Here is a 20933-nt window from a genome sequence, read left to right as displayed (position 1 = left end):
TCCCAAAGTTGGTTCATTCCTTTTCATAAATCAACAGCAGCGGCCCGTCACCTTCATGAACTGACTTGCGGATTCCCGGTATCCAAAGAATCTTACCATCTGCATCCGTTACCACCGGAACGCGGTCGCGAAAGGCAAGGGGAATCTTTTCATCGATTAAAAGCCGCGCAAGCTTTTTCGAACCACTCATTCCTTTTAGCTGAATTCGATCTCCATCCTGCCGCATCCGAATCGTAAGCGGAAGAGGCGTGTTGTGCTTCAAACGAAAACACTCTGCTCCGTCCGGGCACTCACTGGCTTCCTCCAGCTTAAATGTGCCGGCACCCTGCCTGTACAGCCGATCTTCGGCAAATAACAAATCAGTTCTGTTATTCGGCCTGTCATCCGCTTCGTAAGCAAAGACACACTGTTCGTTTAGTTTGCGTACGGAAAGGCGTGATGGAAGGTTTAGTTTCCCTGATGGGGCAGTTGATTGAAGCAGTTGTAAAATATGGTGAATATGTAGGAAAGAAAACGCTGTTTTTCCATGATAAAGATAGTTTAATATTAGATGAATCGCCCTTCTTTGTAAAGGCAAAGGCACCTCGCGAAACGGTTCAATTTGCAGTGAAACCGATTCTTGTTTCCAGACCGCCATATTCTTTATTTTTTCCTTGGCCATCGCCTGTAAAAAAAGTTCGTCTTCCTGCTGATCCTGGGCAAAGTAGCCAATGTGCACCGCAGCTTTTGGATTTTCATTTTTCAAAAATGAAAGAAGCTGATGACGATATCGATTTCTCGTATACGTACTTTTTGCGTTGCTCGGATCTTCCCTATATAAAATAGAATGCTTCGCCGCGTAGGCAGCAATTTCCTCCTTTTCCACACATAACAAAGGACGGATTAGCATGCCACCCGCAAAAAGCCGCACCGCCGGCATGCCAGAGTGTGTGTGGCCGCCCCGCGACAGCTGCATAAGCACCGTTTCCGCTTGATCATCTGCGTGATGGGCCGTCGCCAGTTTATTCGCTCCAAGCTTCTCCATTCCTTCTCGAAAAAGGGCATAACGCACTTCTCTGGCTGCGACTTGAATACCCATACCGCTTTCACTCGCTTTCCGGCCGGCATCTGCCTGGCGGCCAAAAAAAGAAATATCATGCTTCTGGCAAAAGGATTCTACAAAACGGAAATCCTCATAAGATTCCTCCCCCCGAAGCATATGATCCACATGGATAGCACTCACCGTAATGCCAAGCCGGTTCCGCTGCTTATGCAAAACAGAAAGAAGCACCATTGAATCCACGCCGCCTGAAACGGCCACAGCTACATGATCTCCCTTTTTGATCATTTCTTTTTTCTCGATAAACCGCTTAATACTTTCTTCAAAAAAATGCACAGCTCCTGCGCCGCCTCTCCGCGTTTTCTTTTAGTTTAACAAAAACAGCATCAAGATGGCGGCCAAAGCGCCTGCCAGTACGAACCATTTCCCTGCCCAAAAGGTTTTTCTTTTTTGCCTTCCTGTTCTTGTCCTTGTTTTTGTTTTCGCAAAGCAGAGAAGCAAGTCTCTTTTCATAGCGGAGGCACTCTCGTATTTGCCTGCAAACGCATTGAATAAAACAGGCTCAATCAGCTGCAGGGCTGGAGACGATTGAACGATGCTTTTTAGATCGTCGATATTCCCGAGCACCCTTTGCACAGTCTGTTTATGAAGGAGGGAAACCGTGAGCACTGCCGCTCCAAACAAGTCATACGCGGGTTCAGCTCTTCTTGTTCCGGCCTGCCATGCCGCCCGGTCATAAAGCGCTGTGTACTCTTTGATAGACCGCCCAAATTTTGTCATGCCCCCCACATCAACAGCCCGAATCGCTTTTCGGCTCACAACAATGAAATTTTCTGGCTTCAAATCACCCATTACATGCCCCAGCCGGTGAAGGGACTCCAAAAAGGTAAGAAGCCAGATTAATAAAATAATGGCCCATTCTTCTTTTTTGCCTTTTATAAATGTATGAAGCATCGGCCCATCAATGAACTCCATTAAAAAAAATGGATACACGGCACCCTCTTTTTCCAGATCGTCCGCTTCAATGAAAAAAGGGCCGGGAGATGCTCCCCTGACCCGCTCAAGTGCTGTTAAAGCATTTGTCTCAGACGCAACAGAAGCGGAATCTGCAAATTTGAGTGCAGCTCGTCCAGCCGACCCTCTTACAAGATAAACAATTCCATTCGCTCCGCGGCCAATTTCCCGCTCGACTCGCCATACATGCCCCGTCCATTTTCCCTTAATCTGTTCACCAGGGCTTGCTTCATATCGATTTTTCATCGTATTCGCTCATTTCCATAAAGGAAGACAGCGCCTGGCGAATAGCCGGTCCAGTCGGTGTGATACCTCCCGACAGAAGCTGCGGAAATGACTCTGCTAATTTACCGGCATCGTTGGTCCAGCCAATCCGCTCTTCTGCTGCACTATATTTCCCTGGAAATGTCCAAAGCGAAAAAGAAGATGGGCCGATACGTGACTGCATGGACATAGAAAGATCATACAGCGCTTCTTTTACTGCCGGCAGCTTTAACTTCATACTGGCACTCATATCTGTCAGAACGAGCAGCTCAAGCGCTGCTTCTTCGCTAATGTCCTCCACCTTTTCGGCAATCTCGCTTCTTGTAGCCGGCGGCAGAGACTCAACGTTTGCTTCTTTGTTTAAAATACCGCGCAGTTCTTCGTTAATAATGCTGTAAATAGTGCCCGTCATTGCCTGCCTTGTCACATTTACCACGGTCTCTGACAGGGCCGCTGCCTGCACAATCCGGCTTTCTCCCCCTCCCGCTTTGGCGATCGCTTCAATCTCAGCAAGTCCTGGATCCGTTCCGTTTCCATCGACAATCCCAATCACATTGACGGTAATACCACGCCGCCGGGCAAAAGCGGCCATCATTGCTGGATCTTCCCCTGTATTCGAACAGCCGTCCGTCAGTAAAAGCAATTGCTTCATCGTACCCATTTTCATGATTACGCCCGCCTTTCACTCGTTTTCTTCATATTCGACTGAAAAGGGAAATTTTATACAGCCCGGCGTCTTCCAGACCGTTTTTTTGTTTTTGCAGACGGCTCAATGTCATAAATAGGAATAGCCGCCCATTCCGGTACATTGTGTTCAATACGTGCTACACAAAGCGTCATATCATCCCGGATTTCATTGGACTGCGCCCGCATTACTTCATCCATTAATAAATCAGCAAACGTCTGCGGATCATTGGTTTCAATAGATTTAATTTTTCTCTTCATCCATACGTCGGCGTTTTCGATAAATTCAGGTCCTTCAAATACACCATCACTCATCGTAATCAGTAAATCTCCTGACTTCAGCTGTTCATGAACCGTCTCCACTTCAAGCTGCTGTAAAATACCGATCGGCACATTGCCCGCTTCTACTTTGATAACCTGGCTGCCCCGTTTAATAAAGCTTGGTGAGGAACCGACTTTCAAGAAGACCGTGCGGGCATCCTGCAGATCAATAATCGCCAAATCAAGCGTAGAAAACACCTCATCATTCGTCCGAAGAGAAAGAATGGAATTAATCGACTTTACAGCTACTGTTTCTTCAATACCTGACTGAAGAATTTGCTTCAGCAGGCTGATCGTTGCGCTGCTCTCATCGTGGGCCCGTCCTCCATTTCCCATTCCATCGCTGATCGCCAGAGCAAATTTTCCTGTCCCGATTTCAATAGCAGAAAAGGAGTCCCCTGAAATTAAGCCGCCGCCTTTTGCTGCATGGGCAAGGCCTGTTACAACGCGAAAAGCTTTAGCCGAACGAAACACGCTTCGAACACCAGAGCCATCCTGCTGCTCGTCCACAACAATGATGTATTCGTTCAGCAGATCAGAAAGAATGGGTGCGATAATTTTCTCGCTCTCTCCGTGCACTTTTGAATGAGGAAGTGTCATCTCAATATCGATCGCACCTTTTTGAACACTAAAAACACTGATATCCGTAATTTCCATTCCAAACGATTCAATGGCTGTTGTAATTTTTTCTTCCTGAGAAATATGTGTTTCTTCCTCCCGTTTCATTTCGGCGGCAAAATCCTGCATCACTTTTGAAACGCCTTCAAGCTGATCAGCCACAATTGTCCGGCTTTCTCTCATTTGCTGCTTCAGCTTTTTGTTTGCCCGGTAATAGGTCAGCTGCGAGCGAATCTCTGCTTCAACCCTGGCTGGACGGAAGCAGTATTGCTCCAGCTCTTTTGCTAAATGAGGAGAAAGCGCGTCAGCCCCTTGGTCGGCGTCTTCCAATATATCTTTCATCAGCTTGTACGTTTCATCAAACTGATGGGCCCAGCACTGCTCTTTCTTAAAGCAGGTCTGACACGTTTTCTCTGTGATTCCGCTGAGGAACAGGTCCACTTCCCGTTCAGCGGTTTCATGAAAATGGCCCGACTGAGAAAAGCTTTTTGAAAGCGCATCAAATAAATCCGAAAACTGTTCCATCCGATTGGCTGTTACATCCCGTACTTTCCGCAGGTAGCGCTGCTGCTCAATCGAATGTTCGGTTGTGCCTGGTATTAATTTTGACAGGTGGTCTGTCCAGGCTTTTGGCGTTAAGCATAACAGGACAGCCGCAATGGCTGATTCGTATAAGGCATCCATATTGGTCAGGCTGCCTTCTCCATAAAAACCAGCAAGGACAGTGGCCGTCATCAAGCCCGCAATCGCACCGCCCCTCCTCCACTCTTTAAACAGCCCCCCAAGCAGGCCCGCAAAAGCCAGGATGCTCATTTCATGAAAATCATTTACCCCCGAAAGGCTTAAGACCAGTCCGCTGACCACACCCGCTGCCGATCCAAATGCAGCGCCAGATAAAAAAGAAACCACTGTAACTAAATAGCGGGCAGCAATATGATCGGCTTCCAGCCCCCCAACCGCCCAGCCGGCCATACCGGTCGCGGCAGAAGCGAAAACAATTAACAAGCTGATCCATTCTTCCGTTTTCAATGTCCGAATTCGTCCGGAAAGGGATAAAAACGGCATACACTGCATAAAGATAAGCGACAGTACAAACGCAAGTGAGGCCTCTACAGCCGCCAGCACCAGATCATATGCAGGCACAAACTGGGATCCGTTTATAATATAAGAAAAAACACTTTTCACAGCGAGTGTTGTAAAAAAAACAAAGAATGGGACAGGCGCTATTTCTCCCTTATGAAGGGATCGAAACACCCGATGAACGATCAGAAAACAAAATAATAAAGTGAAAGCTATTGATGCTTGAACAGGCGAAATCGTAAGCGCTCCGGCTAGTATAGCTAAAAATACCCGAGGGGCGACTTCTTTCTTCAGCATAAAGACGGCTGCAAAAAAGGCAAGCGCGAATGGCGACAGCTGCGAAAGCAGCAGTGCCCGTCCAAACAAAAAGCCGGCCGGCACTAAAATCCATCCACGATCCAGCAAAACAAAGGCCGTTTTTCCTGCAAACCCTTTTCCCCATCCATGGCCTAGAACCGCTTCTCCTGTCATTCCCAGCTCCGCTCTTTGCACAATACCACTCCCTTTTAATCGTTATCGAGAAGTATAAAAGATTGATTGTCAAAACTTTGTCAAACGAAGGAAATAGGCAAGAAAAATCGTTCGACAAAATTAGAATGAAAAAATTCCGGAAATAGTGTTGACTTTTTTTCGCCCCGCCATTATTATAGATTTTGTGCTGTTACAGACAACCACAACTTGGCGGTGTAGCTCAGCTGGCTAGAGCGTACGGTTCATACCCGTGAGGTCGGGGGTTCGATCCCCTCCGCCGCTATAAAACAAGAGCTGAAACGATTGTCCAGCTCCAACAGACGTAAGACTTCACTGCTTACAACTTGAGGAGCTGGCCGTTAAAGCCAGACATACTTTATTTTTATAACGGCCCCTTGGTCAAGCGGTTAAGACACCGCCCTTTCACGGCGGTAACACGGGTTCGAATCCCGTAGGGGTCATACAAGCAAAAAGATCGGCAGGCAAAAGCTTGCCGGTCTTTTTTTTGCTTTTTCTCGAATATTTAAAGAGGATACTATGTCCCCTTTTCTTTATCATCTTTTAAAAAGTGATAGCCAATGCCCGGCTGTTCACCCAGCATAATCGCCGGTCCGTTAAAAGGAAAACCTTTTACGCGGCTTTCCTTAAGCCACAGCGGCGCGTCCAGATCGATCTTTTTAATATTTGGATGGGCAGCGGCCAGGTGAGCAGCAGCCATCACGCTAATACTGCTTTCCATCATGCTTCCGACCATACAGGGAACTCCGCCTGCCTGTGCAATGTCTGCGATTTGCAAAGCTCTTACAATACCTCCTGTTTTCATCAGCTTAATATTCAGCCAATCTACCGCTTTCCTTTGCACGAGCTCCATTGCCTGCTCGGGCGAAAAAACACTTTCATCTGCCATAATCGGCGTTTCAACACGGTCTGTTACATATTTTAAAGCCTCCAGATCTCCCGCTGCTACTGGCTGCTCAACCACTGCAATATTCAGTCCCTCATGCTGCCACCGGTGAATGATGCGCACTGCTTCTTTTTTTGTCCAGCCTTGATTGGCATCCACGCGGATTTCAATGGCTTCTCCAACGGCTTCACGAATAGCCGTAATCCTTTTAAGATCTTCTTCTGCATTCAGCCCGGCTTTTACTTTCAATGCAGTAAACCTGTCTTGAACAGCATCGACCGCATCCTTCACCATCCTGCCGGTTTGATTGATGCTGATGGTCAGATCATTTTGAAGGACGTTTGTTTTACCGCCAAACACTTGATAAAGCGGTATGTTCATTCCTTTAGCATAAGCATCAAACAAAGCGATTTCTACAGCTGCTTTGGCACCCGTGTTTCCTACACAAGATTGCTGAACCGCCTGTGAAAGCGCTCTGATATCATTCACTTCTTTGCCTATCAGGAGGGGAGAGATTATCGTTTGAACAGCCTCTTGCATACTCTGAATTGAGTCTCCCGTAATCACCATCGTTGGTGCAGCAGACCCAATGCCCTCTGTCCCATCCTCCAGCAAAAGGCGAACCACTATAAACTCAATGGACGTAACCGTTCTTAATGCCGTAATAAACGGTTTTATTAATGCCGCAGAACGACGCTCAACGTATAGATGTTGAATAAGCAAAACGCAATCCCTCTTTTCCCCAATAAAAAATAAAAAAGCCCCGAATTATAGTATTCGGGACTTTAAAAATAAGTGCTTATGCTTAGTACACATTTATTGAGATCGACAGGGAGCAAGCGTTATCCGCGTCTTCCGCCTCTTCCGCCTCGGCGTGAGTCTGTTTGACGCTTCAACGTTGAAATGCGTTCTTCGCTATCTTTCAAGAAACGGGCCATCTTCGATTCAAAGTTCTCGACAGGCGGCTGGCCGCCGCGCGGTCCTTTTTGACGGAAATCACCCTGGCGTTGTGGACGCGGACGATATTGCGTTTGCGGCGGCGGGTTATCTTTTGCTTTACGAATCGATAAGCCGATCTTACCGTCTTTCTCCACATTCAAAACTTTTACTTCCACTTCATCGCCAACAGTTAGATGGTCGTTGATGTCCTTGACGTAATTATCCGCCACTTCACTAATATGAACAAGACCCGTCGAACCTTCCGGCAATTGTACAAATGCGCCAAATTTTGTAATGCCGGTTACTTTACCCTGTAACTTGCTGCCCACTTCGATTGACATAAAAAAATTGTTCCTCCTTAAAATTGTTCGAACTTTACTTATTATTATAGTACGTAAAAAAAGCGTGTCAACATGACATGCTTTCTTTACTATTCTGTATCTTTGGCTTTTTCTTCATCTTCTGGAATATTAAAGAGAATTTCTCCATCTTCTGAATAAAAATATTCTTTCCGGGCAAGCTTCGCAATATACTCATCATCCTGCAGCCGGACCAGCTCTTCCTCCGACTCTTTTTGCTGCTGCTTTAGTTCAGCCAGTGACTGTTTTGCTTTTGCCAGCTCTTCCTTCTTCTCATTTAAATTGCCCATTTGTGAAAACAAAGCAGATGACACCGTACCTAAAATGATCAATGCCACTACACCAAAAGCAGCCAGCCTGCGCATTAATTTCTGTTTATGCTTCATCTTAAACATTGATTTTCTTTCTTCACTTAGGACAAAAGCGTTTTTTAAGGAAGCTACTTTTTCTTTATTGAATCCGCGCATCAATGTTCCTCCGCTTTTATTTTTTCGGACGGCGTATAGCCGTCCATGGCCGTACGATCACTACCTTTACCAACCATGATAATAGAAACTTACTCATTTTGGCAAGAGAAAGGATACATTTTACGGCAAAAAGAAGCGGAGCAACAAGAAAGATACGGATGATTCCTGAAATCATTCGATACAAAAAACGAATCGAGAAAAAAAGACCATCTACGAGCGGGAGAAAAAACCGTCGCAGGAATGTGCCATACATCAGGCAGCCGGCCGTCCAAAAAAGGAAAAAAGACGGCCGAACAATACCATCATTTACTTTGTACAGGGAAGTGAACAGCAAGATCGCATACAAAATCCAAAACAATACATCTGTTACAAATACCAGACCGGTTTTTTTGGGACGAATACGGCGGTAGCATTCAAGCAGCAGCCCAAAACAAATGCCCATGCTGACCATCGCGAGAGCTGTATCAAATTGTACGTGAATATTCATGTCGACCGTCTAAAAAATGATTTGCCCATACCGCCTTCCACATACATAAAAGCAGTAATGCGCCCTTCAATGGCTGCTGATTTATTGACTGTGTCAAAATATTTCATTTTTAAACCAGTGCCGCGGATCTTCAGCTTTCCCATAATGGTCTCAAGCACAAATTCCGTGCTGTCAAATCGTTCCACCTGAATGACGCCTGTCATCTCAATCATTTTACGCCCGTCCATTTTTACGGTATGGCCTTGTTTCATATCCATTGCATCCATCCCCTTTATGGACATCCTATGCACAGCAAGGGGCTTTCATGAAAAAAACACCCGCCTGAAACGGGTGCTTTTTCTTATTCGCCAATGTGTTCTTCTTTTAATACGGTGTACATGCCGGCTGCTTCTTCTTTTTTCGTTGTATCGAGCAGCTTTTCGATTTTTACAGTCATGACACGGCGGCCGAGACGAACCGTCAGCTCATCTCCCACTTTTACGTTGGAACTTGCTTTTCCTTCCGTGCCATTAATGAGAATACGCCCCTGGTCAGCTACTTCTTTTGCCAGTGTGCGCCGTTTAATAATGCGGGATACTTTTAAAAATTTATCAAGTCTCATGCTCGTTCCTCTCCTTTGGCCAAATCCCAAAATTCATCTAATTCTTTTAAGGTAAAATCAGAAAATGGGCGTCCGCTTTCTTTCACCCTGTCTTCCACAAACCCGAAGCGGCGCCGGAATTTACGGTTAACCGCTTGAAGGGCTTCTTCCGGATGAATATCCCAAAACCGCGCTGCGTTGATCAACGTGAATAAAACATCGCCAAATTCTTCCCGAAGCCGGTCTGGCTGACCTGTTTCGGTTTCTGCTAAAAATTCAGCCCATTCTTCTTTTACTTTTTCAATGATGCCTTCTGCGTCCGGCCAGTCAAAGCCTGTTTTCGCCGCTTTTTTCTGAAGATCATATGCTTCCATCAATGCCGGCTGCCCTTTTGGAATGCCGTCTAGGATTCGTTCTTCTTTGTGCCCTTTTTCAGCGGCTTTGATTTCCTGCCAGTTTACTTTGACTTCTTCAGCCGTTTCAGCTGTTGCATCACCAAATACGTGAGGGTGCCGGCGAATCATTTTGGCAGATGTGGATGCAATCACGTCTTCAATCGTAAACAGGCCTTCGTCTTCCCCGATTTGTGCATGAAGAAGCACTTGAAGCAGAACATCACCGAGCTCAGCTGCCATTTCTTCATCATCTTCGTTGTCGATTGCCTCAAACAATTCATATGTTTCCTCAAGCAGATACTTTTTCAGCGAAGCGTGTGTCTGTTTGATATCCCAAGGGCATCCGCCTTCTGGATCCCGGAGGCGCGCAATAATCCCGCGCAGCACAGAAAATTCCCGGTACGTATCTTCTTCTCTTTGGACAGGCGGCACATAAACGCTCGTCAGGTTATTTAGTTCCATACCGTGATCCAGCTCATAAAGCGGCACCTTGCGCACTATTTCCTGCTCGCTTCCCGCCGCTGTCACGACCGTTACTTCATGCTCATCCGGATACTTCTCCATCAATGTCAGCTTCACGTCAGAGGCCACAAAAGCGTCGTATACCTGGGCAATAATCAAGTGACCGGCAATTCGGATGTCGTCACGGTTTAGAGCCGTCCCATCGAGCAGCTGAAAACCGTCTGCTGGATCGATTCCAACACTTGTAAATAAAGCATCGAGAAAGCTTTGTCCTCCCCCAATGACCACCTCTGCTTCACCTTTCTGCTTTCGTTCTAATAAAAGCTGCACCGTTCTTTCCGCGGCCATTGGATGACCCGGAACTGCATAAAGGACGGGTCCCTGCTCTGCTTTTTGAAGCAGTGCTGCTACGATTTCATCGTATACTTCTTCAAACCGGCCGTGCTTTTCATAAATGGCATCAAAGCTTTGAAAGCGGACTCCTTCTTTCTCTAACGCTGCTACAGCCGGGTGCTCCTTCGTTCGCAGCCAAACAACCTCTGCTTCTTTAAGAAGCCGGTAAACGCCAAGCGGCATCTGGTTTAAATCCGCCGCGCCAAGACCGACAATCGTAATTTGGTTTGTCACTGTCTATCACTTCCTTCTTATCCGCATTCCTGCCCGTTTAATCCATTTTTCGCCGAACGGCAGGATACGCAAATCGTCATCATTCCATATTCTCCATTTTACCATGAAAACCAAAAACAAACAGGCGCCGAGCAGTGCTCCGCTTACAGCCGCCAAGCCGCTCCAGAGTCTTCCTGATTCGGGCGTAACCATACCATGTATAAAAAGAAAAACAAGACCTGCCATTAAAAAAGCCGCTGCTGTGGTTTTCCATATAAATACGAAAGGTAAAAACGGCTCACGCTTTCTTTTCCACATGATGATTAAAAAGCAAACACCGGCTAAAAGAGAGCCTGCTGTCGCAAAGGCTGCACCGTAAAGGCCACAGAGCGGGATCAACAGCGCATTGCCCCCCCACTTCACAACAACTGCTAACACCGTTCCAGCGGCCGGCACCCAGTCATTTCCCTTCCCTTGGAAAACGGCGTTCATTGTTGCCATGATCGAATAAAAAAAGATCGATAAACCGAAAACAGCCAGAAAGCCTGATCCATCAGTTGTTTTAAACAGCATCACATTAAGGGGAACCATCACAGCCGCTAAGCCAGCTGAAGCAGCCAGCCCCAGCGCAAAACTCACCCGAAGTGCCAGCTGGCTGAAAGAAGCCTCCGCTTGTTTGTTTTGCTCCTTACGCGCTCTTGAAATAAGCGGCACAATCGTAAGAGAAATAGAAACGGCTGCGGTTACACCGAGCTGAAGCATAGGCTGGCCGCGGTCAAAAATACCTTTCCACGTTTTAGCGCTTGTTTCTGTCATGTCAGCGGCAAGAAGACCGCTGTATACTTGAAATGAGTCGGCCAGCTGAAGCAGAACGAGCGTTAGGGCAGACACACAAATAGCTGTCCCGTGCAGTGCTACTTGAACAGCCGTCCGGCGGTCAAACAAAAATAAAATCGCCTGCCGGCCCTTCCTGCTATGTTTCCATAATACAATAGCGGAAGCGGCCATTCCTAAAAGCGATGCGAAGGCGGCACCAAGACCTGCATCATAAAGCGACCTGCCTGAAAAAACAATAAAAAAAGAAAAGAATAAAATTCCTGCCACCCGTACCGACTGTTCAATCATTTGAGAAGAAGCGGTCGGCACCATGTTCCCCGCTCCCTGGAATGCACCCCGCCGGACCGCAATATACGGAACAACTAAAAAAAACAGGGCGCTGCACTCGATAAGCGGCTTCAACGCTTCATCCGCCATCGCTTGGGCGATCCAGCCGGCACCCAAAAAAAGCAGCAAAAAAGCAGCGAAGCCCATCGCCCCAATCGTTATAAAGGCCGTATGAATGATGACCCTCTCTCTTCGTTCATCCGTACTTGATGTCAGCCGGGAAAGTACCACTGGAAATCCAGATACCGCAAGCCCCGCTGCAATCCCATAAAATGGATACACCTGCTGGTAAATATAAAAGCCGGTGTCTCCAACGATATTTTGAAAAGGGACCCGGTACACCGCGCTTAATACTTTCACAAACAATGCGGCGGCTGTTAATAAAAAAGCGCCTTTTAAAAATGATTTTTCCCCATTCACGCAACCACCTCAGTGACTACTTTACCGATTTTTTTCTGCTTTGAAAAGAAAAACCCGGCCTCCCAAGGCGGGAGTCCGGGTTAATGTTCCATTTGTTTCCCAAAAAAAGAAGCTGCGACAAAAGCGGCTTTTTGTTCCGCTTCACCTGCCGTGCGGTCTTCTGAAAACAGGGCAACTGCTCCGATCGTATCACCAGCCGCAATAATCGGCGTAATAAAATAAGATTGGGCTTCTACCGTGCGGCCATCCGCGAATTCTACGCTGCGCTGCTCACTGCTCTCAGCTGAGCGTCTTTCCTGAATAACCGATTCGACTACCGGGCCGATTTTTCGTTCCACGAAGTCTTTCTTTTTAACACCGGCAGCCGAAATGACTGTATCACGGTCACAGATCAGCACTGAATAGTTTAAACTGTCATGCAGTGCTTCTGCATACTCCTGGGAAAAGTCACCGAGTTCTGTAAAAGGTGAATATTTTTTCAAAATTACTTCGCCGTCACGATCCACAAATATTTCAAGCGGGTCTCCTTCACGAATACGAAGGGTACGGCGAATTTCTTTCGGAATGACCACACGGCCAAGATCATCAATGCGTCGAACAATACCTGTAGCTTTCATCATCGAATGCCTCTCTTTCACCATCAAAATATCGAAACCATTTCTTGGCGTTATTATCTTTCAAGAGGAAACATTCTATACATGAAATTACATTTGTTTTTTTGCGCCTTCCAGTTCTTTTATCAATTCAAATACAGCTGCAAACCAGCCTTGCTCCGGTGCTTTTCTTTGATCAATGGTGATCTTCAGCCGCTGCTCTTCCATGCCGATTCCACACATATTCCCAAATTTGTTGCAAACCGCAAATACTTTGGGCCCATCTATTTCTTTTGTACCTTCTTCGCTCATTAACAAAGTAATAACGTCCTTCGACTGCTTCATCGACTCCAGCTTTGTCCGGGCTGCGTAAATTTTCATTTCTGCTACCCGGAACAAGTCGGCCACTTCCTGCGGATAGTCGCCAAAGCGGTCTGTCATTTCTTCTTTCAGCTCGTCAATTTCCTCAAATGAATCTGCTGAGCGGAACCGTTTGTACATGTCAATTTTCTGGGCGCTGTCCGTAATATACGCATCCGGAATGTACGCATCAATCGTAACATCCACTTCAAAGACCGGCGCTTTTTCTTCCTTGTCGCCGCCTTGTTTTTGTTCGATTGCTTCTTTCAGCATTTGTGAATACAAATCGAAGCCGACCGAATCAATGAATCCGTGCTGCTGGGAGCCGAGCAGATTTCCTGCTCCACGGATTGACAAGTCGCGCATCGCAATTTTAAATCCGGAACCGAGTTCGGTAAATTCTTTAATTGCCTGCAGGCGCTTTTCCGCCGGTTCAGACAGCACTTTGTCTTTTCGGTACATAAAGTAAGAATATGCCACCCGGTTTGAACGGCCGACGCGTCCACGGATTTGGTAGAGCTGTGACAGCCCCATCCGGTCCGCATCGTGCACGATCAGCGTATTCACATTTGGAATATCAACGCCGGTTTCAATAATAGTCGTTGTAACCAGAACATCAGATTCTCCTTCTAAAAAGCTAAGAATCACTGCCTCAAGTTCTGTTTCCGTCATTTGACCATGAGCATAAGCAACCTTGGCATCCGGCACAAGCATCGAGATTTCCTCAGCTCGCCGTTCGATATCTTCCACCCGGTTATACAAATAGAATACCTGCCCGTCGCGGGCAATTTCCCGCTCGACTGCTTCACGGACAAGACCAAGGTTATGTTCCACTACATACGTTTGCACAGGGAAACGGTTTTCCGGCGGTGTTTCAATAACGGACAAATCCCGTACACCAAGCATCGACATATGAAGAGTCCGTGGAATAGGTGTTGCCGTCAGTGTCAGCACATCCACATTCGTTTTTAGCTGTTTGATTTTTTCTTTATGGGTGACTCCGAAGCGCTGCTCTTCATCGACAATTAAAAGGCCTAAATCCTGATATTGCACATCTTTAGACAGGAGACGGTGTGTACCGATGACAATATCAACGGTGCCGGCCTTGACGCCTTTTAATGTTTCCGTTTGCTGCTTGCGCGTACGGAAACGGCTGAGCAGGCCGACATTCACCGGAAAGTCCTGAAGTCTTTCTTTCAGTGTTTCGTAGTGCTGCTGGGCAAGAATTGTCGTAGGAACGAGGATCGCGACCTGCTTGCCGTCCGCGGTTGCTTTAAACGCTGCACGAATGGCCACTTCTGTTTTGCCGTAGCCAACGTCGCCGCAAAGCAGGCGGTCCATCGGCTGCTCCCGCTCCATGTCCCGTTTAATTTCCTGAATCGAACGCAGCTGATCTTCTGTTTCTTCATACGGAAAAGCTGCTTCAAATTCCCGCTGCATATCTCCGTCCGGTGAAAAAGCGTAACCACGCGCCGCTTCCCTTTCGGCATACAGCTTGATTAAATCATCAGCGATATCTTGTACAGACGATTCAACTTTTCGCTTCACCCGTTTCCAGTCACTGCCGCCAAGCTTGTAAATTTTCGGCTCTTTTCCTTCCGAACCTACATACTTTTGAACAAGCTCAATTTGATCGACCGGTACAAACAGTTCATCTGTGCCCTGGTATTTGATTTTTAAATAATCTTTATGAATCCCATTAATTTGAAGTGTCTCAATTCCGAGATACTTACCGATTCCGTGGTTTACGTGAACAACGTAGTCCCCGGCCTTCAGCTCGGAATAGCTCTTGATTCGCTCTGCATTCGAAAGCTTCTGGCGCCGCTTGCTTTTTGGCGCTTTCTTGTTGAAGAGCTCCTGCTCAGTCACAACGGCAATTTTCAGCAATGGAAACTCAAACCCGGCCGTCAGGGTACCTGGACCCGTTTGAACAACTCCTTCGATCACTTCATTTTGATCTTTGAGCATCGTAATTTCCATGCCGTAGTCATTTAGGGTCGTTTTGATTTTCTCGACCCGTTCGGCTGTTTCACCCAGGAACAGTACTGTCGTTCCAGACTTTTTCCATCGCTCCATTTCGCCTTCGAGCACATTCATCTGCCCGTGAAAACTCTGCATAGGACGGGCAGAAAAGTTCACGATGTTTTCTGGCTTTCCACCTGCCGTCTGACGCATAAACAGCGACAAATAAACGGACGGCTGCACGGTCGCCTGCATCGCTTCCTGAAGCGTGTGGGCAAGCGTTAAACCGTGAACGGCTCTGCCTTCTTCAATAAGAGCCGTATACCATTCTGCTTCTTCTTTCTCAAGTGATTCGCTAATTTCTTTAATCCTGCTCATTTCATCCCAAAAAACAAGTCCGCCCTCTGGCAAATACGAGGTTACGACCGACGTTTGATTGTAAAGAAGCGATGTGTACTTACCCAATTCATCAATCCGAATGCCCTGCTTCAGCTTTTCAATATCTCCTCCTACATAAGAAGACAGCTGCTGCTTTACTTCTGCACTGCCGATTTTTTGAATGGTCGCATCCAGCGCTTCCTGCAGGCGGCCGGCAAGCGCAGCCAGGTCTTCTGTTGAAGCAGGCATTTCCGCTGCCGGGCCTACTAAGATGGAGGTCATATTTTCAATGGAGCGCTGTGTATCGGGTGCAAATGTCCGAATAGAATCAATCTCTGTATCAAACAGCTCAATCCGAACCGGATGCTCCGAGGTCAGTGGATACAGGTCGACAATACCGCCCCGGATGCTGAATTCTCCTGGTGCATATACCATATCAGCCCGCTCATAGCCCATTTCCACCAGTTCGTGCTTCAAGCTCTCCAGCTCGACTTCTTCTCCCGTTGTAAATGTTTTTTGAAGTCGCTTCCATATTTCTTTAGAAGGCAGTAATTTTTTCAGTCCCGCTACAGGAACGATGTAAACCCCTGTCCCCTTCAGCGCAAGGTGATTCAGCATTTCAATACGCTGTGCACGCAGCTCTGGGCTGGCTACGCTGATTTCCGCTGCAATCAGCTCGTTAGCTGCATACAAATACACTTCATCTTCCGGCACAAACTGTACCATATCATCATACAGCTTTTGAGCCTGCAGCATATTATAGGTGACGATCATAACCGGCTTTTGAAGCTTTCGGTGGGCTGCAGCAGCAAAAACAGCCCGCAATGAGCCGGACAGGCCTGCAGCCAGCTGTTCTTTCATTCCTGCTTTCATTCCATCAATAATCGATTTTGCCTCGTCATTTTTTAAAAATAAATCAAGTAAATGGTTCATCCCTGCTGTTCCCCCTTTTCCAAAACAGAAAAACGCTTTGGGGCATACACCCAAAGCTTTTTATGCTGATTCTTATTGGTTAAATTCGTTCATAACTTCAATGAATGAATGATCTATTGCATACAAGCACGCATCTGCGCTTTTTTGAACGGCTTCATTCATCGCGATTTGTTCCTCGCTGCTGAATTTGCCCAGCACATAGTCAACGGTTTTAATTGGTCCGTCCGGCCGGCCAATTCCTACCCGCACCCGCTTAAATTGATCGGTGCCTAAATGAGCAATTGTTGATTTGATGCCATTATGACCGCCTGCACTGCCTCTTTGGCGCAGCCTTATTTTTCCCTGCGGTAAATCAAGATCATCGTACACGACGATCACATCATCTGTGTCAATATTATAATAACGCATCACTTCGCCAATGCTTTCACCTGATAAATTCATGTAAGTGAGCGGCTTTAGCAAAATGACTTTTTCTAATCCTTTACGGGTAACGCCATACAGCCCTTTATGCTTTGCTTCAGTTAATTCTGCACCGAGCTGCTTTGCTAGTTCATCAATCACATCGAAACCGATATTATGCCGCGTCCCGGCATACTTCGCACCTGGATTGCCAAGGCCTACGATTAATTTCATTCTTCTTGCACCTCAATTTTCACAGTTATTCTTAGTATACATGACTGCATGCAAAAAAAACAGGCAGATCGCTCTGCCTGTTTTTGTTTGTCCGAAAAATTACGCCTCTTTTGTTTCCTCTTCAGCAGGTACGTCTGTTTCTTCTGCTTCTGCAGCTTCATCCGCACCTTCTTCTGTTCCTTCTTCAATTTTTTGTGGAGGAAGAACAGAAACGATCGTTTCTTCATCTTCGTTTTCGATAGCAAAGGCGTATTTATCGCGAATATCACCAACCGAGATTGAATCGCCGATTGAAAGTTCTGAGACGTCCACTGTTACGCTCTCAGGGAATTCGGATACTTTTGCCGTTACGTTTAATTCGAACAACGGCTGCTGAATAACGCCGCCTTCTTTCGCTCCGGCCGCTTCTCCTTCAAGATCAACACGTACTTGTGATGTGATTTCAGAAGAACGGTCAACTGCGAGAAAATCTGCATGGACGATAAATCCTTTGATCGGATCTTGCTGATATTCCTGCAGAATTACGTCATGCTGGCTTCCATCTACTTGTAATGAAATCAATCCGTTTCTTCCCACTTCACGGATCGTTTTAATAAATTCAGCTTCCTCTACAGAAACCGGTTTTGATTCTACACCTTTTCCGTATACAACAGCGGGAAAAGAACCGGATGTACGAATCTCTGTTAGTGCTGCTCTTGTAAATCCTTCACGTTTTTTGGCTTGTAATGTAGTCATAAACTCCTTCACCCTCCTGTTAATAAATCGAACGCTTTTATCTGTACATCACTGTTTATTCCCTAAATCGCTGACTTATAAACATGGCGGCAAAAAAGAAAGCCGGCGCTTTAAAACGGCACCGGCCTTCGAGCAGTTATTAATCAAATAATGTGCTGACAGATTGTTCTTCATGAACGCGGATAATCGCTTCACCAAGAAGCGGCGCCACGGATAATTCAACAACCTTGTCTGTTTTCTTTTCAGAAGCAAGTGAAATGGAGTTTGTTACAACAAGCTCTTTAATATTTGAGTTCTCAATACGTTCCATTGCCGGACCTGAAAGCACTGGATGTGTACAGCACGCATACACCTCTTTCGCTCCGCTTTCTGAAATAGCGTTTGCTGCAAGTGTAATCGTACCCGCTGTATCAATAATATCATCAATTAAAATCGCAATTTTTCCTTCGACGTTTCCGACAATGTTCATCACTTCAGCAACATTCGGGCGGGGACGGCGTTTGTCAATAATGGCAATTGGTGCTTTTAGACGGTCCGCCAGCTTACGCGCACGTGTTACACCGCCATGATCTGGCGATACAATGACCACTTCGTCTTTGTTGAATTCTTTTTTCTTAAAATAATCACCTAAAATCGGCACACCCATTAAGTGATCGATTGGTACATCGAAGAAGCCTTGAATTTGAGGCGCATGAAGATCCAATGTGATTAAACGGGTTGTTCCTGCTGTCTCAAGAAGATTTGCCACAAGCTTGGCTGTAATCGGCTCACGGGCACGTGCTTTACGATCCTGGCGTGCATAGCCGTAGTACGGAAGTACAACATTGATTGTTTTGGCAGACGCTCTTTTTAATGCATCAATCATAATGAGCAATTCCATCAAATGTTCATTGACCGGGCCGCTTGTTGATTGGACGATATAAACGTCGCAGCCGCGAATGCTTTCTTCAATGTTAATTTGTACTTCACCATCACTGAAACGGGTAACGGAACATTTTCCAAGTTCAACTCCGATAAATTCTGCAATCTCCTGAGCAAGTGCCGGATTTGAATTTAACGAAAAGATTTTCAAGTTTGGATCTAAATACTGATTGCTCATGATGACCTCCACAGTCCTGATTTACTCATTATTTTGGAAATATTTTTGAAGCGTAATTTTCTTTATTCACTTGACGGGCCCGTGCAATTGCCATCGCTTCTTCTGGTACTTCACTTGTGATCGTAGATCCAGCTGCTACATAAGCGCCTTTTCTTACCGTAACCGGCGCAATTAAATTCGAATTGCAGCCAATAAAAACACCATCTTCAATCGTTGTTAAAAATTTGTTTTTCCCATCGTAGTTTACCGTAATGGTTCCGCAGCCAATGTTTACATCACTGCCAACATTCGCATCGCCAATATAACTTAAATGAGAAGCTTTGCTTCCTTCGCCAAACGATGCTTTCTTTATTTCGACGAAGTTTCCAATTTTCACGTGATCAGCAAGTGCCGAGCTTGGACGGATGTGTGCGAATGGCCCAATCGCTACATCTGAACCAATTCGGCTTTCAAAAGCCGCTGACTGACGAATAACAGTCCGGTCTCCCACTTGGCACGCTGCTATTTCGCTGTTTGGTCCAATAACGCAATCTTCCCCGATAGACGTATCGCCGGAAAGAACCGTGCCAGGGTGAATTACCGTATCTGAGCCAATTACAACATCCGGCCCGATATAAGTATTCTGCGGATCAATGAGTGTCACACCTGCACGCATATGCTTTTCATTGATACGTGCACGCATAATTCGCTCTGCTTCGCTAAGGGCTACACGATCATTTACACCTAGTGTTTCATCAAAGCTTTCAGTTTGATACGCTGAAATCGTTTCGCCTGCTTCTTTTAAGATTTCAATCACGTCTGGTAGGTAGTATTCACCTTGTACGTTATCATTTGATACGTTTTTCAACGCATGAAACAGCGATTCGTTATCAAAGCAGTACGTACCTGTATTAATTTCTTTTACCGCCCGTTCTTCTGCCGATGCATCTTTATGTTCCACAATCCGGCTGACAGAACCATCTGCACCGCGAATAATACGGCCATATCCATCCGGTCTTTCAGCATGAGCCGTTAAAACCGTGGCTTTTGCACCTGTTTCTTCATGATGCTTCACGAGCGCTTCCATTGTCGATGTTTGAATAAGTGGTGTATCTCCACATACAACAAGCGTGCAGCCTTTTTTGTCTCCTAAAATCGATTCCGCCTGGATCACAGCATGTGCCGTTCCAAGCTGTTCTGCCTGTAGTGCGTACGCAGAACGTTCGCCCAGCTGCGCTTTTACCATCTCAGCCCCGTGGCCTACAATGGTTACAATCTGCTCTGTATGTAAATCTGAAATTTGATCGATAACATGTTCTACCATTGGCTTTCCACATACTGGATGCAGTACTTTGTACAACTTCGATTTCATGCGAGTTCCCTGTCCTGCAGCCAGAATGACAGCGTAAATATTCGTCATAAAAGGCCTCCTCACCTAATTATCCATTATTGAATATATCTTAAATAGCAGCCGATTTCAATGCTAGACCGAAATTGACACATTTTTCACAACGCAAAAAAAGAGCCTATCGGATTCCCTAGGCTCTTGTGGAAAAGGCGGAGACCGCCTCGCAGATAAAACATATTGTATTTATGCTTCTTCAAGCACAACCAGTTCTTCCTGCTCTAATTTGCAGATACGGTGGTATTCACCAAGAACGGTATCTTGAATTTTTCCGCGGGTTCCGGAATTGATGGGGTGCGCAATATCGCGGAATTCTCCCTCCGGCGTTCGTTTACTTGGCATAGCCACAAACAGGCCATTGTTGCCATCAATCACCCGAATGTCATGAATAACAAACTCCCCGTCAAATGTGATTGATGCGATCGCTCTCATTCGTCCATCCGTTTGAACACGTCGTAATCTTATATCTGTTATTTCCACGCATATTCACCCCCTTTTCCCATATTTAAAAAAGCTTAAACTACTTATTCCATAATCGTTGCAATATTCCCTCTTTTTTCTTGAAAAAAAATAAAATAGAAA

General features: G+C 46.1%; 19 protein-coding genes and 2 tRNA genes. 2 read left to right on the top strand and 19 right to left on the bottom strand.

The genetic code is table 11. From position 1 onward, the window contains the following. Positions 1–13 precede the first annotated feature (13 nt). From tilS to spoIIE, 4 genes are read right to left on the bottom strand one after another with little or no spacing between them, the layout of a single operon-like run. Positions 14–1375 (bottom strand): tRNA lysidine(34) synthetase TilS, encoded by a 1362-nt coding sequence (gene tilS, locus L2D08_RS21300; protein ID WP_242237045.1) that lies wholly within the window; start codon positions 1373–1375, stop codon positions 14–16. A gap of 30 nt (positions 1376–1405) precedes the next feature. After that, on the bottom strand, positions 1406–2299 hold the full coding sequence (locus tag L2D08_RS21295) for a protein kinase domain-containing protein (RefSeq protein WP_242237043.1): 894 nt from the start codon (positions 2297–2299) through the stop codon (positions 1406–1408). Next, positions 2283–2984 carry a vWA domain-containing protein gene (locus L2D08_RS21290; protein WP_242237041.1) on the bottom strand — a complete coding sequence of 234 codons (702 nt, stop codon included), beginning with the start codon at positions 2982–2984 and terminating at the stop codon, positions 2283–2285. The genes L2D08_RS21295 and L2D08_RS21290 overlap by 17 nt, the downstream gene beginning before the upstream one ends. A gap of 53 nt (positions 2985–3037) precedes the next feature. Beyond that, positions 3038–5512 (bottom strand): stage II sporulation protein E, encoded by a 2475-nt coding sequence (gene spoIIE / locus L2D08_RS21285; RefSeq protein ID WP_242237038.1) that lies wholly within the window; start codon positions 5510–5512, stop codon positions 3038–3040. A 188-nt stretch (positions 5513–5700) separates the two neighbouring features. Here spoIIE and L2D08_RS21280 point away from each other — a divergent pair. Both L2D08_RS21280 and L2D08_RS21275 read left to right on the top strand, forming a co-directional pair. Next, positions 5701–5774, top strand: a tRNA-Met gene (locus L2D08_RS21280). A 106-nt stretch (positions 5775–5880) separates the two neighbouring features. Continuing rightward, positions 5881–5952: transfer RNA gene (locus tag L2D08_RS21275), tRNA-Glu, on the top strand. A 74-nt stretch (positions 5953–6026) separates the two neighbouring features. Here L2D08_RS21275 and L2D08_RS21270 read toward each other — a convergent pair. The 15 genes from L2D08_RS21270 to spoVG all read right to left on the bottom strand — a co-directional run bounded on the left by L2D08_RS21270 (position 6027) and on the right by spoVG (position 20831). Beyond that, entirely contained in the window at positions 6027–7118 is a 1092-nt protein-coding gene (locus L2D08_RS21270) for a dipeptide epimerase (RefSeq protein WP_242237036.1), read from the bottom strand. A gap of 119 nt (positions 7119–7237) precedes the next feature. Then, the gene (locus L2D08_RS21265) at positions 7238–7675 is read right to left on the bottom strand and encodes a S1 domain-containing RNA-binding protein (protein ID WP_050183679.1); all 438 of its coding nucleotides are present in this window, start codon (positions 7673–7675) and stop codon (positions 7238–7240) included. Between the two features lie 89 nt (positions 7676–7764). Continuing rightward, a complete protein-coding gene (locus L2D08_RS21260) occupies positions 7765–8160 on the bottom strand; it encodes an FtsB family cell division protein (protein ID WP_242237034.1) in 396 nt (131 codons plus the stop codon). Positions 8161–8176: 16 nt separating this feature from the next. Further along, on the bottom strand, positions 8177–8647 hold the full coding sequence (gene yabQ / locus L2D08_RS21255) for a spore cortex biosynthesis protein YabQ (protein WP_242237031.1): 471 nt from the start codon (positions 8645–8647) through the stop codon (positions 8177–8179). Next, on the bottom strand, positions 8644–8904 hold the full coding sequence (locus L2D08_RS21250) for a YabP/YqfC family sporulation protein (protein WP_242237028.1): 261 nt from the start codon (positions 8902–8904) through the stop codon (positions 8644–8646). The genes yabQ and L2D08_RS21250 overlap by 4 nt, the downstream gene beginning before the upstream one ends. An 83-nt stretch (positions 8905–8987) precedes the next feature. Then, on the bottom strand, positions 8988–9248 hold the full coding sequence (locus L2D08_RS21245; RefSeq protein WP_242237027.1) for an RNA-binding S4 domain-containing protein: 261 nt from the start codon (positions 9246–9248) through the stop codon (positions 8988–8990). After that, positions 9245–10711: a bifunctional methyltransferase/pyrophosphohydrolase YabN gene (gene yabN, locus L2D08_RS21240; RefSeq protein WP_309241451.1), complete on the bottom strand. Its 1467-nt coding sequence runs from the start codon at positions 10709–10711 to the stop codon at positions 9245–9247. The genes L2D08_RS21245 and yabN overlap by 4 nt, the downstream gene beginning before the upstream one ends. A gap of 6 nt (positions 10712–10717) precedes the next feature. Further along, on the bottom strand, positions 10718–12274 hold the full coding sequence (locus L2D08_RS21235) for a putative polysaccharide biosynthesis protein (RefSeq protein WP_242237024.1): 1557 nt from the start codon (positions 12272–12274) through the stop codon (positions 10718–10720). Between the two features lie 80 nt (positions 12275–12354). Next, positions 12355–12891 carry a stage V sporulation protein T gene (gene spoVT, locus L2D08_RS21230; protein WP_242237073.1) on the bottom strand — a complete coding sequence of 179 codons (537 nt, stop codon included), beginning with the start codon at positions 12889–12891 and terminating at the stop codon, positions 12355–12357. 87 nt (positions 12892–12978) lie between these two features. Beyond that, positions 12979–16500 (bottom strand): transcription-repair coupling factor, encoded by a 3522-nt coding sequence (gene mfd / locus L2D08_RS21225; protein WP_242237021.1) that lies wholly within the window; start codon positions 16498–16500, stop codon positions 12979–12981. A 72-nt stretch (positions 16501–16572) separates the two neighbouring features. Further along, a complete protein-coding gene (gene pth / locus L2D08_RS21220) occupies positions 16573–17133 on the bottom strand; it encodes an aminoacyl-tRNA hydrolase (protein ID WP_242237018.1) in 561 nt (186 codons plus the stop codon). Between the two features lie 99 nt (positions 17134–17232). Further along, positions 17233–17868, bottom strand: coding sequence for a 50S ribosomal protein L25/general stress protein Ctc (locus L2D08_RS21215; protein WP_242237015.1), 636 nt, complete (start codon positions 17866–17868; stop codon positions 17233–17235). Positions 17869–18007: 139 nt separating this feature from the next. Next, a complete protein-coding gene (locus tag L2D08_RS21210) occupies positions 18008–18967 on the bottom strand; it encodes a ribose-phosphate diphosphokinase (RefSeq protein WP_242237013.1) in 960 nt (319 codons plus the stop codon). A 28-nt stretch (positions 18968–18995) separates the two neighbouring features. Next, on the bottom strand, positions 18996–20366 hold the full coding sequence (gene glmU / locus L2D08_RS21205; RefSeq protein ID WP_242237011.1) for a bifunctional UDP-N-acetylglucosamine diphosphorylase/glucosamine-1-phosphate N-acetyltransferase GlmU: 1371 nt from the start codon (positions 20364–20366) through the stop codon (positions 18996–18998). 171 nt (positions 20367–20537) lie between these two features. Next, positions 20538–20831, bottom strand: coding sequence for a septation regulator SpoVG (gene spoVG / locus L2D08_RS21200; protein ID WP_242237009.1), 294 nt, complete (start codon positions 20829–20831; stop codon positions 20538–20540). Positions 20832–20933: the final 102 nt, after the last annotated feature.

This window comes from Domibacillus sp. PGB-M46, assembly GCF_022668875.1.
In the GTDB taxonomy this organism is placed as follows: Bacteria; Bacillota; Bacilli; order Bacillales; family Domibacillaceae; genus Domibacillus.
The sequence above is the reverse complement of the archived record's forward strand: the minus strand, read 5'-3'. Positions and strand labels throughout refer to the sequence as shown.

What these genes read in the sequence shown, in the direction of transcription:
- L2D08_RS21265 (WP_050183679.1), bottom strand. Translation starts at nt 7,675, where the DNA reads ATGTCAATCGAAGTGGGCAGCAAGTTACAGGGTAAAGTAACCGGCATT.
- L2D08_RS21245 (WP_242237027.1), bottom strand. Translation starts at nt 9,248, where the DNA reads ATGAGACTTGATAAATTTTTAAAAGTATCCCGCATTATTAAACGGCGC.
- L2D08_RS21295 (WP_242237043.1), bottom strand. Translation starts at nt 2,299, where the DNA reads ATGAAAAATCGATATGAAGCAAGCCCTGGTGAACAGATTAAGGGAAAA.
- glmU (WP_242237011.1), bottom strand. Translation starts at nt 20,366, where the DNA reads ATGACGAATATTTACGCTGTCATTCTGGCTGCAGGACAGGGAACTCGC.
- pth (WP_242237018.1), bottom strand. Translation starts at nt 17,133, where the DNA reads ATGAAATTAATCGTAGGCCTTGGCAATCCAGGTGCGAAGTATGCCGGG.
- L2D08_RS21290 (WP_242237041.1), bottom strand. Translation starts at nt 2,984, where the DNA reads ATGAAAATGGGTACGATGAAGCAATTGCTTTTACTGACGGACGGCTGT.
- L2D08_RS21250 (WP_242237028.1), bottom strand. Translation starts at nt 8,904, where the DNA reads ATGGATATGAAACAAGGCCATACCGTAAAAATGGACGGGCGTAAAATG.
- mfd (WP_242237021.1), bottom strand. Translation starts at nt 16,500, where the DNA reads ATGAACCATTTACTTGATTTATTTTTAAAAAATGACGAGGCAAAATCG.
- yabQ (WP_242237031.1), bottom strand. Translation starts at nt 8,647, where the DNA reads ATGAATATTCACGTACAATTTGATACAGCTCTCGCGATGGTCAGCATG.
- spoVT (WP_242237073.1), bottom strand. Translation starts at nt 12,891, where the DNA reads ATGAAAGCTACAGGTATTGTTCGACGCATTGATGATCTTGGCCGTGTG.
- L2D08_RS21210 (WP_242237013.1), bottom strand. Translation starts at nt 18,967, where the DNA reads ATGAGCAATCAGTATTTAGATCCAAACTTGAAAATCTTTTCGTTAAAT.
- L2D08_RS21215 (WP_242237015.1), bottom strand. Translation starts at nt 17,868, where the DNA reads ATGACTACATTACAAGCCAAAAAACGTGAAGGATTTACAAGAGCAGCA.
- L2D08_RS21260 (WP_242237034.1), bottom strand. Translation starts at nt 8,160, where the DNA reads ATGCGCGGATTCAATAAAGAAAAAGTAGCTTCCTTAAAAAACGCTTTT.